Genomic DNA, 15,288 nt, shown 5'->3' on the forward strand with positions numbered 1-15,288 from the left:
CGGTCAGTCGACGTCGAATTCGTGTGTGCGCCCGTCGCGTGCGGATTCGACGACCGCTTCGGCGACCCGCAGCGTGGTGAGTCCCTCGCGCATCGTGACGGTGTTCTCGGAGCGGCCCAGGATGGCATCGCGGAACGCCTCATGCTCAGAACGGAGCGGTTCGCGCTTCGCGAGTGCGAACCGCGTCATCGATCCTTCGGTGACACCGCGGAACGCGGCGATCGACTCCCATTCGGTCGTGTGCGTCCCGTTCTCGAAGAACGTCAGGTCGGCGCTGATCGTATCGGCGACGAACGCGCCTCGCTCGCCCGTGACGACGGTGATGCGCTCCTTCATCGGCGACAGCCAGTTCACCAGATGATTCGTGATCGCATCGTTCGCGAGCAGGCCGGTCGCCGAGACCATGTCCTCGTGCGGGCGGCCGCTGCGCGTGGTCGTGCGGGCGGAGATCGATCGGTATGGCGACTGCGCGAGCCACGCCGTCAGGTCGATGTCATGCGTGCCGAGGTCCTTCACGACGCCGACATCGGCGATGCGTGCGGGGAACGGGCCCTGGCGTCGAGTGGCGATCTGGTAGATCTCGCCCAGCTCGCCCTCTTCGAGCCGCCGACGAAGGTCCTGCAGGGCAGGATTGAATCGCTCGATGTGTCCCACGGCGCCGACGAGCCCCGCTCGCTCGAACGCCGTGGCGATGCGTGCGCCGCCGACACTGTCACTCGCGATGGGCTTCTCGACGAGGGTGTGGACCCCGGCCTCGGCGAGTTCGAGCGCCACCTGCTCGTGGAACCCGGTGGGGACGGCGACGACGGCGGCGTCGATGCCCTGGGCGATGAGATCGCCCACCGTCGGGTGCACGGGGAGACCGCCTGCGACGCCGTGCGGGTCGCCTTGCGCGTCAGCGACCGCGACGAGTTCGACGCCGTCGAGTTCGCGGGTCACACGGACATGGTGGCGGCCCATCATGCCGAGGCCGATGACGCCGATGCGCAGATCCGCCATCAGGCACCTGCCCCTGCGAGTGCGTTCACCGCGGTGACGATGCGCTCGAGGTCGTCCTGTGACAGCGACGGATGCACCGGCAGGGACAGCACCTCGCGGGCAGCGCGTTCGGTCTCCGGCAGGTCGAGCACCAGGTCGAAGGACGGGAGGCGGTGGTTCGGGATCGGGTAGTACACGCCGGACCCGATCGCGTACTCGTCGCGCAGCGCAGCGGCGAGCCCATCACGGTCTTCGGGCACACGGATCGTGTACTGGTGGTACACGTGGGTGGCGCCCGCTGCGACCGGCGGGATCACGACACCGTCGAGGTTCGCGTCGAGGAATGCAGCGTTCGACTGACGATTCGCCGTCCATCCGAGCACCTTCGTGAGCTGCACACGCCCGATCGCGGCATGCAGGTTCGTCATCCGGGCGTTGAAGCCGACGAGCTCGTTCTCGTACTGCTTCTGCATGCCCTGGTTGCGGAGCAGGCGCAGTCGTCGTTCGACTTCCGCATCGCCGGTCGAAACCATGCCGCCCTCGCCGCTGGTCATGTTCTTCGTCGGATAGAGACTGAACATCGCGAACGTTCCGAACGTCCCGACCATCCGGCCGTCGACCTGGGCGCCGTGCGCCTGCGCCGCGTCTTCGAAGAGCTTGAGTCCGCGCTCGGCTGCGAGGGCGCCGAGGCCGGCGACGTCCGCAGGGTGACCGTACAGGTGGACCGGCATGATGCCGACCGTCCGATCGGTGATGCGTGCTGCGACATCGGAGACGTCGAGTCCGAAGTGGCTCGGCTCGATGTCGGCGAAGATGGGCGTGGCACCGGTGAGCGCGACCGAGTTCGCGGTGGCCGCGAAGGTGAACGACGGCACGATGACCTCGTCGCCCGGGCCGACTCCGGCGGCGAGAAGGCCCAGGTGCAGCCCGGATGTGCCCGAATTGACGGCGACCGACGCACGGCCGTCGAGGAGGACGTTCGAGAACTCCTCTTCGAACGCGGCGACTTCAGCGCCCTGGGCGAGCATGCCGGTCGCGAGCACGGCATCGACTGCCGCTCGCTCCTCGTCGCCGATGATCGGACGTGCCGCGGGAATGAACTCGGTCATCACTCAGCCTCTCGCAGAGTTTCGTTGTCTTCGATGTATCGGTCGCCGGTCTCGGGGCAGACCCACAGATCGCCCTGTTCGACGAGGGGCACGCCGGCCTTGCCGACCCAGCGGATTCGTCGCGCAGGAACCCCGGCGACGAGCGCGAAGTCGGGAACGTCCTTGGTCACCACGGCTCCCGCTGCGACCGTCGCCCAGCGGCCGATGGTCACCGGGGCGACGCACACGGCCCGTGCGCCGATCGATGCGCCGTCGTGGATCGTGACACCGACCGGAGTCCAGTCGTGGGCACTCTTCAGGGAGCCGTCGGGCGCGATCGCACGCGGATAGGTGTCGTTCGTGAGCACCACGGCCGGGCCGATGAACACCCCTCGACCGAGGGTTGCCGGCTCGTAGACGAGCGCGTAGTTCTGCACCTTGCAGTTGTCGCCGAGAACGACGCCGCTCCCGATGTACGCGCCGCGACCGATGATGCAGTTCGCACCGAGTGACGCGTTCTCCCGGACTTGGGCGAGATGCCAGATCTTGCTGCCGTCGCCGATGACGGCCTCAGCGGAGACATCCGCGCTGTCGGCGATCACTGTCACAAGGGTGTCCTTTCACGACCTCGACGGGCCGATCGAACTCATTCGGGTCGGTGTCGGCCCTGTCAGTCGTCGGCGTCGTGCGTGCCGGTGCCCCGTTCGAGCCGTTCCAACTTTACCCGCTGAAGGGCGGCCTCTTCGGCCAGTGCACGCGTGCGGTCCTCGAGGTCGGTGAGTTCTCCGGCGTGCTGCAGGTTCACGAGGAACAGGATGACGATGCTGATGAAGAAGACGAGGTTGGTCGGCACCTCGACCCCGAGAGCGGATGCGAGCCAGGTCAGCATGCCGGGGAAGATGCCGATGAGCAGTGCGCCGAAGGCTGCGACAGACCACCAGATGGCGTGGCGTTCCCGCAGGCGACGACGGCGCAGCAGCTCGATCACGGCGACGAACGCGATGATGCCGGCGACGACGCCCAGCAGGTAAGTGGCGGTGCTCACTGTGCGGAGCCCCTTTCCGCGATGGTGATGCGGGGCCGTAGCAGAGAGAGCCCGAGGGCCACGATCGCGCGCAGAAGGTACACGGCCGCCTTGACCGGGTGGTGGGAGGGTTCACCGGCCTGGCGTGCGCGCATCGCCACCGGCACCTGTTCGATCTTGAGGCCGGCGCGGGCTGCGATGACCAGCGCTTCGACCGTGTCGCCGAGGTACTCCGCCGGGTAGTGGTCGGCGAAGAGCGCGAGCGCCCGCGGGCCGATGGCCTTGAATCCGCTCGTGGTGTCGGTCAGCCGGGTCCCGCTGATGCGTCCGATGACTCCGGCGAGGAAGGACATCGCCCACCGTCGAGGACCGCGCACCTGATAGTCGCCCTTGCCTGCGAAGCGAGCTCCGATGACGATGTCCGCATCGCTCGAGTCGAGGTGTTCGATGAGGTCCGCGACCAGGGCGGGGTCGTGCTGACCGTCGGCATCGATCTGCACGACGATCTCGAACCCCGCCTCGCGCGCGTACTTGAAGCCGGTGCGCATGGCGCCGCCGACCCCGAGATTGAAGGGGAGCTGCAGCACGGTCGCGCCGGCGTCGCGCGCATGCGCCGCGGTCGCGTCCTGCGAGCCGTCGTCGACGACGACGACGGCGACGCCGGGCAGCGCGGCGCTGATCTCTCCGAGGACGGCCTCGACCGAACCCTCTTCGTTGAATGCGGGCACGACGATGAGGGTCTGTGCGGCGCGCATAGTCGGGAGTCTAGTCATGCCGGGTGTCCGCTTCCCGTACGCCAGCCGTCGACGATGGCCGTCGCGCTGACCGCGCCGTACACCGCCTGCGCAGTCGCAGCGCGTCGTCCGTGGACCGCCTTCCACGCTGAGTAGGCCGCGTCTCGTTCGGCGACCACGATGAGGTGGGCCTTCGAGATGGAGTGGCGTGCCGCGGCATCGCCTCGAATCGCCCGTTGGAGGCGCCTGCTCCCATCCCAACGGGTCAGTCGGAACACGTTGCGTCCGATCGCGCTGCCCCAGAGCGTTCGCCGGACGCGGGAGCCGACGGCGCCGAGCGAGGGGACCGGCAGATGGATGACCGTCGCCCGATCGACGTTGCACGCCATAGCGCTCACGATCGTCACCGCGACATCGCCGTGCTCGTGGAGCGCTCCGACCAGCTCGTCGACGGCTCCCGTCATCGTCAGGATCAGGATCTCGCGGGTCACACCGTGCCTCCCCTCGTCTTGGCGCTCAGCGCCTGCAGCGCTTCGATGCGGGGCTCCAGCTGGTGCGTGCGCTCGAACCTGGTCGCCCACTGCTGTGCGGCAGCGCGCTCGGGAACGGTCTGGGCGAGTGCACGCTCGCCCAGACGGATGAGCGTGTCGGCGATCGCCCCGCCCGAGAGGTCCGGAGTGGGGAACCACTCGGGTGAGGTCCGGAGCACTTCGGTCGCTGCATTTCCGGGGTCGTGGATCGCGCCGATCGGAATGCCGGTGGCCGCGTACTCGAACACCTTCCCGCTGGTCACATGGACACCGGTTCCGAGGACGAGAAGGAGGGCGTCGATGCCCGCATACGTCTCGCCGATGTCCGCCTTGCCGACAGCGCCGTGGTGGCGGACGCCTTCGGACTCGTTCGCCGCCACCAGATCCACGACCTCCTGATTCGGGATGCCGGAATGATCGAGGTACCCGAACAGGTCGAGCCTTGCGGTGGCGATGAGGTCGCTTCGTTGGCGGGCGATCGACCAGCCCTCGAGGAGCTGAGCGACGGGGACCTGGGATGAGATGGTTCCGATGTAGCCGAACACGAGCCCGTCGCCGCGTGAGGGGCGCACCCGTGGCAGCCGCTTCGCGAACGAGGGTTCGTAACCGTTGGCGACGACGTGCATCCGATCGGCCGCATCAGGATGCACCTCCTGATGCCACACCCGGATCGGATCGTTGACGAACCACACCTCGGTGGCGGAGGCCATGAGTCGTCGCTCCCAATCGTCCACAGCGGATCCGGGCGGGCTGACACGCTCCCCGGAGAAGACGTCGAGCTGCCAGGCATCGCGGTAGTCCATGACGTAGGGCACTCCGAACTCGCGATGCAGCACGTTGCCCGCGACGAAGTCGACGTGGGGGTTCGCCGTGGCGATCGTCAGATCGACCGGGTCGCGATGGTGCAGTGCGCGCGCGGCGGTCTCGAGTGGTCGACGCCATGCACCGTACCCGCGTTCGGGGAAGGCCTTCCAGTCGCGACGGGTCTTCGCCGCCGTCCACAGCTCGGGTGCCGCTGCCCGCCAGTACGACCATTCGCGGATGTCGGTCTGCGAGGCAGGGCTCGCGAACGGGATCCGCTCGACGGTGATCGACGGATGCACCAGCGCTTCGAGCGTCGGGTCGATGCCCGTGCCGCGAACGAAGGTCTCGCGATCGGCGGTCAACACGGTGACGCGCCAACCGCGTTCGGCGAACGCGTTCGCAGTCGCGAGTGCCCGGTAGACGCCGCCGCTGCGAGCCGGTGGAAAGCCCCATGCCACGTAGAGCAGGTGCGGGCGGGGATCGTTCCTGTTCACTTCATCCTGTCGTGTTGCTGGGGACGGCCGCCCCGATTGTACTGTGCCGTTCGGAATGATCGGGGTCGTCAGGCGAGCGATCGGGTGTAGATGTCGGCGAGCCGCTGCACCGAGTCGATCGCGCCGTGGGTCCGGGACACCCATTCCGGGCCGCCGAGTCGACGCGACGCGGCGACCGGGTCGTCGAGCAGCTCACGCGTCGCCTGTGCAACGTCGTCGGGCTTGCTCGCACGCACCACGGGGACGGTGTCGTAGGCGGCATGGGGCTCCATCACGACGGGGACGCCGATGCCGATCGCCTCCAGCTCGCTGACTGCCAGAACGCCGGCCGGTTGTCCGATCACGACGTGAGCCCCGGCCAGCCACCGGAGGTACTCCGCCTTCGGCATACGGGGCAGGAGGGTGACGCCGGCTTCGCGGGCGACGCGGGCATCGGCACCCCAGTCGATGCCTTCGAGCCTCACACCGGGAAATGCAGCTCGGAGCGCGTCCGCGATCTCGCCCTGCCGGCGTCCGTCCTTGGACTCGTCCCAACGGGACGCGAAGGCGACCACGGGCGTTGGCGCGGGGCGCCATTCCGGAAGGGAGGCGATGTCGATCGGCGTCGGGAAGTACTGCGCCCGAGGGTCGGCTTCGAGCGCGTGCACGGCCAGGTCGGGGGTCGAGTAGAGCACGGCACGCGCCGATGCTGCTGCGTTCGCCATGACGTCGTGCGCATAGGGCTGGTGGAAGTGATGACGGATGTCGGTGCCGTGGAAATGGAGAACGTAGGGACGGCGGGGCCACAGGTCGAGGTACCTCGTGCGGCGACCGTAGTGGAGGTGGATGAGATCGGACCGGAGCAGCGCGCTCACGCGTCGTGCGTGCCAGACCGAGGCCGCGGTGAGCAGGCGCAGCCGATTGTCGTCCCGACTCGTGTCGCGTGCGTCGATGAAACGCCAGTCGTAGCCGAGCGATCCGCCGATCCGGGTCAGCGTCTCACCGACGCCGGCGGCATCGAACAGGTGCGTCGCGACGATCCGTTCCGTCATCCCTCGCCCTCGTCCTTCGCGGAGAGGCCGGCGAGGGCCGCCTGCACCGCGAAGTCGGGAACCGCCCCGACGACCTCGTCGAATGTGCCGTGAGCCTCGAGGCGCCCGCCCTTGAAGAAGAACACGATGTCCGCATCTCGGATCGTCGCCAGTCGGTGCGCGACGGTGACGACGGTCACGTCCCGGCCGATCTCGCGGATCGCGGTCGTGATGGCAGCCTCAGTGGAGGTGTCGAGCGCGCTCGTGGCCTCGTCCATCACGAGGACGCTCGGATCGTTGTACAGGGCACGGGCGATTCCCAACCGCTGGCGCTGACCTCCTGAGAGGGACATGCCGCGTTCGCCGATCTTGTCTTCGATGCCGGCCTCCCGCGCGTCGACGAACGACAGCAGCTGCGCCTTCTCGAGGGCGCGTCGCACCCGTTCAGAGTCGATGCCGTTGTCGCTCCAGCTCAGTGCCACATTCTGCGCGATGGTCGCGTCGAAGAGCGCGACCTCCTGGGGGACGTATCCGATCGATGCGCGCCACGCGTTCAACACCGTGTCGAGCGGGAGTCCGCCGATCGAGATCTCGCCCTCCGTGGGCCGGAGCAGCCCGAGCAGAAGGTCGACTGCAGTCGACTTGCCGGCGCCGGAGGCACCGACGAGCGCGACGTGCGCTCCTGCGGGGATCTCGAGGGTCACTCCACGGAGCGCGGGTGCCAGGCCTGGGAGGTACGTGAACGTGACGTCGTCGAAGCTGACGCTCCGCTCCGCGCGTTCGGGGAGAGTGTCCGTGTCAGCCGTCGGGTGCTCGAGCGCGCGTGTCTCCGACTTGTGGATCTCGTCGACGACGAGTTCCGCGAACGGCGCATTCGAGTGCATCTGGTTGAGGATCGCCTGGAACCGCGTGAGCGAGGGGACGATGCGGAAGCCCGCGACGGCGAAGAGGGCGATCGCGCCGATCGCTCCGCTCATGCCGCCGGTCAGCCAGCCGACGGCACCGACGAGCAGGAAGCCGATGATGAGCGCCGACTCGAGTACGAACCGCGGAACGATGCTGAGGAACGAGACGGATGCGCGGCTGCGGGAGGCGACGGTGCGGTTCTCGTGCACGGCATCCTCGATGCCGGACGTTGCTCCGCGCAACGTGATCTCCTTGAGCGTTGCCACCGCTTCCGTGATGAGCCTTGCGGCGCGGAACGAGTACTCCCGGTTGATCCGGCCGTAGCGAACCGATCGCTTCGAGATGACCTGCGACAGCAGCACTGCGATCAGGCCGAGGTAGATGATCGTGGTGATCGCCGTGGCCGGCTGTGCGATGAGCAGCACCACGATCACCGCTGCGGAGGAGACGATCTCGCTGATGAGGCTGCTCGCCGGGATCAGCACGCCGTACACCGTCGCATTGACGCCCTGATCGACCGAACGGACGATGTCGGCCCCGTTCATGCGCACCCGATCCGCCCACGGCGTGCTCATGTAGGCGGCGAGGAGTCGATCGCCCACGGCGACCTCGTGCGCGGCGAACCGGCTCGTGCCGATGCGGACCACCAGCACCGTCAGCGCGGACTTCAGCACGATCGTGGCGGCGATCACGGTGATCACGGCCAAGTAGGCGTTCATTCCATCGATCTCTCCGATGAGTGGAATGTGCGTGGGCTCGCCGGAGATCATCCCGGGAAGCACGATCGCGAGGAGGCCGAGCGCGATCACGTCGAGCACGGCGAGGCTCACGGTGGCTGCCGTGTAGCGGATGAGGAACGCCTTGGACCCTGCGGGGAGCGCGTCGAGCACGCGGGCCACGATGGCGGTGATGGTCATGCGGTGATTGGCTCCCTGTCTACGTGCCGTGACACGGCGCGCGGTCTTCGACATCATAGTTGTCGGACCCGAGAGTCGGCCGTCGAGGCTGCAGCCGTGGAACCACGTCGGTACGATCGAGTACGTGAAGCTACTCAGCGTCGTTGGTGCACGTCCGCAGTTCGTGAAACTCGCTCCGATCGCCGCAGCCGCGGCTGAGGCCGGCGTCGACCATGTCATCGTGCACACCGGACAGCACTACGATCCTCTGCTCTCCGACGTCTTCTTCGAGGACTTGTCGATCCCGCAACCGACGGTGCATCTCGGTGTCGGATCCGGAAGCCACGGCGTGCAGACCGGTGCGATGCTCGGAGCCATGGACGCCGTGCTCGACGAGCACCGCCCCGACTGGGTGCTCGCCTACGGCGACACGAACTCGACCGTCGCGGCCGCGCTGAGCGCCGTCAAGCTCCACTTCAAGCTGGCCCACCTCGAGGCAGGGCTCCGCTCGTTCAATCGGCGGATGCCCGAAGAGCACAACCGCGTGCTGACCGATCATGCGGCCGACCTGTGCCTCGCGCCGACGGAGGTGGCGCTCGGGCACCTCGCTGCCGAGGGACTCGCGGACCGGTCGGTCGTCGTCGGCGATGTCATGACCGACGTGCTGTTCCAGGTGCGGGATGCAGTGACCTCCGCCGGAGTAAGCGGCGTGCCTGGGTTCCCGCAGCAGGGCTACTACCTCGCCACGATCCATCGTGCGGAGAACACGGATGACCCGCAGCGGCTCCGCATGATCATCGAGGCCCTCGCCGGCCTCGATCGCCCGGTGGTGCTGGTCGCCCACCCTCGCCTGATCGCCAAGGCCGCCGCGCACGGGATCGAGCTCGACCGGGGTTCGCTCGTCGCACATCCGCCGCTTCGCTACCCTGAGCTCGTCGCCGCGGTGATGGCGAGCGCAGGGGTCGTCACAGATTCGGGCGGCCTGCAGAAGGAGGCGTTCCTGCTTCGGATTCCGTGCACGACCGTGCGCACCGAGACGGAGTGGGTCGAGACGGTCGAACTCGGATGGAATCGACTTGCGGGGAGCCGCGAGGAGCTCGAAGCAGCGGTCACCCGGGCGGCTCCCGAGGCGACGACGGCAGCCCCTTACGGCGACGGTGCCGCGGCACGCCGCGTCGTGGCACTGCTCGCAGCGGCTGACGGCCGGTGAGTCTGCCCGACGCGCGGGTCGACGTCATCGTTCCCGTCCACAGCGCGAATCGGCCCGTGGGCAGAGCCGTTCGATCGGCCCTCGCGTCGGCCGTCGACGGCCGGGTCCGTGTCATCGTCGTCTGTCACGGGATCGGGCGCATCGAGATCGCCGAGGCGATCGGCGACGCTGCGCTCGATCCTCGCGTCGAACTGCTCGAGTTCGTCGACGGCGTCTCCAGCCCGGCGGGTCCGGTGAACGCGGGCCTGGACGCGGCCACCGCCGAGTTCGTGTTCCGTCTCGACTCCGACGACGAACTCGAGGCGGGCGCGATCGACTCGATGCTCGCGATGCAGCAGCGTGACGCTGCCGACGTCGTGATCCCCGTGATCATGAACGGTCGGCGCGGTCCGCTGCTCTCCCCGCGCGTCCGGCGCGGGCGACGGTCCCGACTCGCACCGGTCGCCGATCGCCTGGCCTACCGCACGCATGCATTCGCCCTGATCCGGCGGGAGCGGTTCGGCCGACTCCGGTTGCAGGAAGGGCTGGCGACCGGCGAGGACCTCGAGTTCACGACGTCGCTCTGGTTCTCGAGTGCACGCATCAGCTTCGACCTCGGCGGGCCCGGGTATCTCATGCACGACGACGCGGCAGACCGGATCACGGCTGCGCGGCGACGGGTCGGTGACGACTTGGCTTGCGTCGAGAGGTTGCTCGCCTCCGAGTCGTTCGCCGCATGCTCGGGTCGGCCGAGACGGGCGATCGCGGTCAAGCTGATCCGCAACCACCTGCTCGCGACCCTGCGCAATCGACCCCGGTCCGGAGACTGGGACGAGGCCGATCGTGAGGCGGCCGCTTCCACGGCGAACGCCATCCTGGAGACGGCTCCGCATGCCGCTCGATCGCTGTCGGTCGCCGAACGACGGATGCTGCAGGGCCTGTGCGATCCGACGACCGATCTCGCCGGCTTGCTCGCCTACGCGAACCGACCTCGTCGCATGCACGAACTGTTGCTGACCGGCGATCTGCTCGGGCTCCTCGACGCAGATGCTCCGCTGCGGATGACCTCGGCGGCTCGTTCGCTCACCCGGGAGGTGAACGCCTCCCGCGCGCGGCGTGGCGTCGCGTCGTAGCGGTTCCTCGACCTCGGGTCCGAAGCTGATACCGTCGATCCGTGCCCCGCCCCGATGTCGATCTCATCATCGCAGTCCACAGTGCGGAACGTCCGATCGAGCGTGCAGTGCGGTCGGTGCTCGATACGACCGGTGCCGATGTCCGCGTGACGGTCGTCTGCCACCGGATCGATGCCTCGGTCATCGAGGCTCGACTCGGCACCGCGGCGGCGGATCCCCGGATGCGGCTCGTGGAACACCATGATTCGTTCCGAAGCCCGTCCGGTCCGTTCAATCGGGGCATGGACCTCGCCGATGCCCGGTTCACCTCGATCATGGGATCGGACGATGAACTCGAACCCGGTGCGATCGACTCGTGGCTTCACCGCGCGCGTCGCGATCGGGCCGACATGGTCATTCCACGGCTCCGGTTCTCCTCGGGCCGTGTCGTCTCGTCACCTCCGGTCCGGCCGTTCCGCGTGCAACGGCTCGACGGACTGCGCGACCGACTCGCTTATCGGAGCGCTCCGCTCGGTCTCGTCTCGCGTGAGCGATTCGGCGATGTGCGACTGGAGGAGGGCATGCGCAACGGGGGTGACATCGCCTTCGTCACCCGACTGTGGTTCGCCGATGCAGCGCGAAGCTTCGACCGCCGCGGTCCCGCATACGTCATCAACGACGACGCGACCGATCGCGTCACCTTCGCGCCGAAGCCGATCGCAGTCGAGCTCGAGTGGCTGGCACGACTCCTCGCTCGCACGGAGACGAGGGAATTGCCGAGTCCGGTGCGTCTCGCGCTGGCGCGGAAGTTCGCGAGGGTCCACGTGTTCGGCGCGGTGTTCAACCGACGGGACGCACCTGGATGGCTGCAGGATGACCGGGCCGCCCTCGTGCGCGCCATCGAGGGGTTGCGCGCCTTCGCGCCCGGTTTCGAGACGTCGCTCTCACGCGTCGATCACCGACTCGCGGCGGCCATCGTCGCCGAAGATCCGAGCGAGGCGGAGCTCGTGCGCCTCGCCACGATCCGTCGTCGTCCGACCTCGTGGTCGACGCTCACGGCTCCGACGCTGCGCGGATCGTTCGCCCGCGACGCGCCGTTCCGGCTCACGCTCGCGTCGTTCCTCGTCGGGCGCTCGACCCCTCGCGCCTAGGCGTGCCGACGTCGGCCCGACCGGAGATCGGCGCCGTCCGCGATGGCGGGTCCGCTACTTGGTGAAGTGCTCGCTCCACGCTTCAGGCGACGTGATCTCGGGCAGCGCAGCGCGGTACTCGCGAGCGAGCTCGGGCCAACGCCGCTTGATCTCACGATGCAGTCGACGACTCTCGCGCAGCAGACGGCGGAACGTCTCGGGGTCGCGCGTGTACCGGACCTTGCCGGAACCATCGGCCGTCGACACGAGGGCGCTGTCGAAATGCGGCAACCGGAACCAGGTGCCGTCCCGCTTGGAGAGCTCGACCTGCGGTTCCGTGACGTTCCGAGGTGCAGGTCGGGTGAACCACTGACGCGCGGTCATCTGCAGGGTGAACCAGACGAGGCGGGTGCCCCGCGGGCCCTTGGGACCCGAGGTGCCGGTCGGCACAGGGTAGACCCGCTTGCCCTCGACGGTCATCGGAATCTCGTGGTCGTCGCGCAGCACGGTCTTCTCGGGGAAGTCGGCCGCCGCCGCGCGCAGCTCGCCGAGGATCGTCGCCATGCCCTGTTGCATGTGATTGGGGCCGGAGAGGATGTCGCGCAGTGCCCGGTGCCGGAGGGTGACCGGGTAGTACTGCATCGAGAGCAGGTGCTTGAGGTCCCATCGCTCGCTGTCGCGGGTCAGGAGTCCGCCGTCGTCGTAGGGGGAGTGGAGCAGTGCGGCGACGATGCGATTCCGGGCGTGGAAGTAGGCCTGCCAGTCGATCGAGTCGTCCTTGTCGAGCCAGGAGACGTGCCAGAGCGCCATGCCCGGCAGCGTGACCGTCGGGTACCCGGCATCGCGGGCCCGGAGGCAGTACTCCGCGTCATCCCACTTGATGAAGGCCGGCAGCGAGAGGCCGATGCTCCGCACGACCTCGGTGGGGATGAGGCAGAACCACCAGCCGTTGTAGTCGGCGTCCATGCGGGCATGCATCCACCGGGTCTGACGGAGGTTCGAGAAGCGGAAGTCGTGCGGGACCTCGTCGTGCGGCTGCGCATGCCAGACGAACGGCTTGAGGTCGACGGTCTCGGCGAACGCGTGCAGCACTGGGCGGTTCAGGAGATCGAACATGTGGCCGCCGACGATCATCGGGCGCGTCGTATGGCGCGCGAAACGCACGGCACGGGCGATGCTCTCGGGCTCGATGGTGACGTCGTCGTCGAGCAGGATCACGAAGTCGCTGTCGCCCGCCTCGAGCGTCTCGGCCATCGACCGGGCGAATCCGCCCGATCCGCCGAGGTTCGGCTGCTCGATCAGCGACAGGGTGTCGCCGAGACGTTCGGCCACGGACTCGAACTCGGCCTCGTCGCGGACCCGCTGGTTGCCCTGGTCGACGATGTAGACGCGGTCGAGCATGTCGCGGACGGTCGTGTCCGCCGCGAGCGCGTCGAGCGTGCGCACGCAGTAGTCGGGCTTGTTGAAGGTGGTGATGCCGATGGAGGCCCCGCCGGAGCGCAGCTCCGGCGCGTCCGTCTCCCAGCGTCCGCCGCCGACGACGACCTCGTGATCGCCGGCGACCACCTCGAACCAGTACCAGCCGCCGTCGCCGAACGTCGTGACGGGCAGTTCGATCTCGTGCAGCATCGTGTCGGTGAACGGTTCGGAGGCGACACGCTGCGGGACGCCCTGAGCCGTCGATCGGTACACGAGCAGGGTGCCCTCGCCGCTCGTCTCGACGATGAGGCGGATGCGATCGACATTGGTCCACTGCTGCCAGTAGGAAGCAGGGAAGGCATTGAAGTAACTCGCGAACGAGACGCGCTCGCCGGCACCGATGCGGAATCGATCCCGAGCCAGCAGATCATCGAGATGGGCACGATCGCTCACCCGCACCTCGCGGTCGCCGACCTTCGCCCAGACATCGGCGTCGACGTACAGCGAGATGACATCGGGATCGGCGTCTTGCGGGAAGACGACGCGTTGGATCTCGTTCCAGGTCAAGCTCACGCTGCAGTGCTCCGTGTGTCGTGGTGGGATCGCGTCGGGTCTCCCGGCGCGACTACGAGCCTAACGCGTCAACCCGGCGAAGTCTGGGCGCCAGGGTTGCCAGCTGCACGCCGAGGACGCAGAGCTCGGCGATCGCCAGTCCCCAGGCCACTCCGGGAGCACCGATCCAGAGCAGGAGCGGATACATGAGCAGGGTGCCGACCACTGCGCCGACGATGGTGCTCGTCGCGAGCGCCTTCGTGAGGCCGAACGCGGTGAGGCAGGCGAAGCCGGTGAGCTGCGATGCGAGGATGGCCGCGAGGTTGACCGCCATCGGAATGGCGAGCGCGAGCGGGATCACGAGCGTCCCGCCCGAGAGGAGCTCGCCGATCCACGGGCCGGCGACGCCGTACACGATGCCGCCGAGGGCTCCGAGAGCGAGTGCGATGAGCGTCACCCGGCGGGCGCGGTCGGCCTGTTCGGCCGGGACGGGGTTCGGCACCCAGCCCTGGGCCACCTGCACGACGGGCCGTGTCGAGTAGAGCGCGAGCCTGACGATGCGCTCTGCGAGGGCGTACACGGCGGTCGCCTGCGGCAGGAAGAGGTCGATGAGCACGATCGGCACGTTGACGTAGATGGAGGCGGTCGCCGACATGGCGACCGGGCTCGCCTGCCCGGCGAGATTGCGGATGGCGCGCACGGGGGAGAGCCCGAACCGCCAGCCGCCGTAGCGGGCGAGGATGTTCCAGTTGCCGATGACGGCGGAGATCATGACTCCGGCGAGCTGCAGGGCGGCGAACGCGATGACGTCGCCGGTCGCGATGAGCGCGACCGCGCCGACGACGGTGCCGGCGATGCGCGGCAACGTGTCGATCAGCAGGAAGCGGATCGGACTCGCCTCGCCGACGTAGAACCACCCGGCCCCGAGCGCCACGAGCACTCCGCTCGCCACAGTGAGTGCGGCGAGCAGGGCATCCTGCCCGACCACGACCACTGCGATGAAGATCGCCACCGGCAGGATGCCGATGCAGAGCCAGACGCGGCTGAGCAGCGAGTCGAAGTAGAAGCCACCGCGCGTCTCGGCGCTGCGGCTCGCGATCTCGGTCGGTCCGATGACACCCCAGCCGTAGACCGCGAAGACGAAGGCGAAGCCGGCGACCGCCTGGGCGACGGCGATCGTCGCCCAGGCTTCGGCCCCGGCCGCGACGATGATCGCCGGAATGACGGCGAGGCTGACGATTCCGCTGATGGCGACGGAGAGCCCGTAGCCGCCTGCATACCGCAACGCCGTGTTGGTCTTCACGCTCCGGCGACCTCCATCGGCTCGGGTCCCTCGGCGCCCGCCGGTGTCGTGCGCTTTCCCGCCATTCTCCCTCACAACGACGGAGCATGGGAATGCACGCGTTCGCCTAGACTCGTCTC

14 protein-coding genes are annotated in these 15,288 nt (G+C 68.4%); 3 read left to right on the forward strand and 11 right to left on the reverse strand.

Features of this window, described 5'->3' with window-relative positions; genetic code table 11:
* Positions 1–3: 3 nt before the first annotated feature.
* The 9 genes from JOE59_RS03665 to JOE59_RS03705 all read right to left on the reverse strand — a co-directional run bounded on the left by JOE59_RS03665 (position 4) and on the right by JOE59_RS03705 (position 8,485).
* Positions 4–999 (reverse strand): Gfo/Idh/MocA family protein, encoded by a 996-nt coding sequence (locus tag JOE59_RS03665; RefSeq protein WP_204458980.1) that lies wholly within the window; start codon positions 997–999, stop codon positions 4–6.
* Positions 999–2,090 carry a DegT/DnrJ/EryC1/StrS family aminotransferase gene (locus JOE59_RS03670; protein ID WP_374191114.1) on the reverse strand — a complete coding sequence of 364 codons (1,092 nt, stop codon included), beginning with the start codon at positions 2,088–2,090 and terminating at the stop codon, positions 999–1,001. Before JOE59_RS03670 ends, JOE59_RS03665 begins: the two co-directional genes overlap by 1 nt.
* Positions 2,087–2,674: an acyltransferase gene (locus tag JOE59_RS03675; protein ID WP_204458982.1), complete on the reverse strand. Its 588-nt coding sequence runs from the start codon at positions 2,672–2,674 to the stop codon at positions 2,087–2,089. Before JOE59_RS03675 ends, JOE59_RS03670 begins: the two co-directional genes overlap by 4 nt.
* A 62-nt stretch (positions 2,675–2,736) precedes the next feature.
* On the reverse strand, positions 2,737–3,111 hold the full coding sequence (locus JOE59_RS03680; RefSeq protein ID WP_204458983.1) for a DUF2304 domain-containing protein: 375 nt from the start codon (positions 3,109–3,111) through the stop codon (positions 2,737–2,739).
* A complete protein-coding gene (locus JOE59_RS03685) occupies positions 3,108–3,845 on the reverse strand; it encodes a glycosyltransferase family 2 protein (RefSeq protein ID WP_204458984.1) in 738 nt (245 codons plus the stop codon). Before JOE59_RS03685 ends, JOE59_RS03680 begins: the two co-directional genes overlap by 4 nt.
* A gap of 14 nt (positions 3,846–3,859) precedes the next feature.
* A complete protein-coding gene (locus JOE59_RS03690) occupies positions 3,860–4,315 on the reverse strand; it encodes a hypothetical protein (protein ID WP_204458985.1) in 456 nt (151 codons plus the stop codon).
* Positions 4,312–5,652 (reverse strand): glycosyltransferase family protein, encoded by a 1,341-nt coding sequence (locus tag JOE59_RS03695; protein ID WP_204458986.1) that lies wholly within the window; start codon positions 5,650–5,652, stop codon positions 4,312–4,314. The genes JOE59_RS03690 and JOE59_RS03695 overlap by 4 nt, the downstream gene beginning before the upstream one ends.
* Positions 5,653–5,720: 68 nt before the next feature.
* Positions 5,721–6,683, reverse strand: a complete 963-nt coding sequence (locus tag JOE59_RS03700; RefSeq protein ID WP_204458987.1) for a glycosyltransferase family protein — start codon at positions 6,681–6,683, stop codon at positions 5,721–5,723.
* Entirely contained in the window at positions 6,680–8,485 is a 1,806-nt protein-coding gene (locus JOE59_RS03705) for an ABC transporter ATP-binding protein (protein ID WP_204458988.1), read from the reverse strand. The genes JOE59_RS03700 and JOE59_RS03705 overlap by 4 nt, the downstream gene beginning before the upstream one ends.
* A gap of 124 nt (positions 8,486–8,609) precedes the next feature.
* On the opposite strand from JOE59_RS03705, the gene wecB reads away from it, so the two are divergent.
* Genes wecB through JOE59_RS03720 form a run of 3 tightly spaced genes read left to right on the forward strand, consistent with a single transcriptional unit; the run spans position 8,610 to position 11,916 of the window.
* Positions 8,610–9,674 carry a non-hydrolyzing UDP-N-acetylglucosamine 2-epimerase gene (gene wecB / locus JOE59_RS03710; protein ID WP_204458989.1) on the forward strand — a complete coding sequence of 355 codons (1,065 nt, stop codon included), beginning with the start codon at positions 8,610–8,612 and terminating at the stop codon, positions 9,672–9,674.
* Positions 9,671–10,786 (forward strand): glycosyltransferase family 2 protein, encoded by a 1,116-nt coding sequence (locus JOE59_RS03715; protein WP_204458990.1) that lies wholly within the window; start codon positions 9,671–9,673, stop codon positions 10,784–10,786. The genes wecB and JOE59_RS03715 overlap by 4 nt, the downstream gene beginning before the upstream one ends.
* Positions 10,787–10,827: 41 nt before the next feature.
* Positions 10,828–11,916: a glycosyltransferase family 2 protein gene (locus JOE59_RS03720; protein WP_204458991.1), complete on the forward strand. Its 1,089-nt coding sequence runs from the start codon at positions 10,828–10,830 to the stop codon at positions 11,914–11,916.
* Positions 11,917–11,970: 54 nt separating this feature from the next.
* Here JOE59_RS03720 and JOE59_RS03725 read toward each other — a convergent pair whose 3' ends face one another.
* Both JOE59_RS03725 and JOE59_RS03730 read right to left on the reverse strand, forming a co-directional pair.
* Positions 11,971–13,887, reverse strand: a complete 1,917-nt coding sequence (locus tag JOE59_RS03725; protein ID WP_307836938.1) for a glycosyltransferase — start codon at positions 13,885–13,887, stop codon at positions 11,971–11,973.
* A gap of 52 nt (positions 13,888–13,939) precedes the next feature.
* Positions 13,940–15,169, reverse strand: coding sequence for a lipopolysaccharide biosynthesis protein (locus tag JOE59_RS03730; protein WP_204458992.1), 1,230 nt, complete (start codon positions 15,167–15,169; stop codon positions 13,940–13,942).
* Between the last annotated feature and the right edge of the window lie 119 nt (positions 15,170–15,288).

The organism is Agromyces cerinus, from assembly GCF_016907835.1.
Lineage (GTDB): Bacteria > Actinomycetota > Actinomycetes > Actinomycetales > Microbacteriaceae > Agromyces > Agromyces nitratus.

Coding starts and splice junctions, on each gene's coding strand:
- JOE59_RS03665 (WP_204458980.1), bottom strand. CDS start 999: ATGGCGGATCTGCGCATCGGCGTCATCGGCCTCGGCATGATGGGCCGC.
- JOE59_RS03685 (WP_204458984.1), bottom strand. CDS start 3,845: ATGCGCGCCGCACAGACCCTCATCGTCGTGCCCGCATTCAACGAAGAG.
- JOE59_RS03700 (WP_204458987.1), bottom strand. CDS start 6,683: ATGACGGAACGGATCGTCGCGACGCACCTGTTCGATGCCGCCGGCGTC.
- JOE59_RS03705 (WP_204458988.1), bottom strand. CDS start 8,485: ATGACCATCACCGCCATCGTGGCCCGCGTGCTCGACGCGCTCCCCGCA.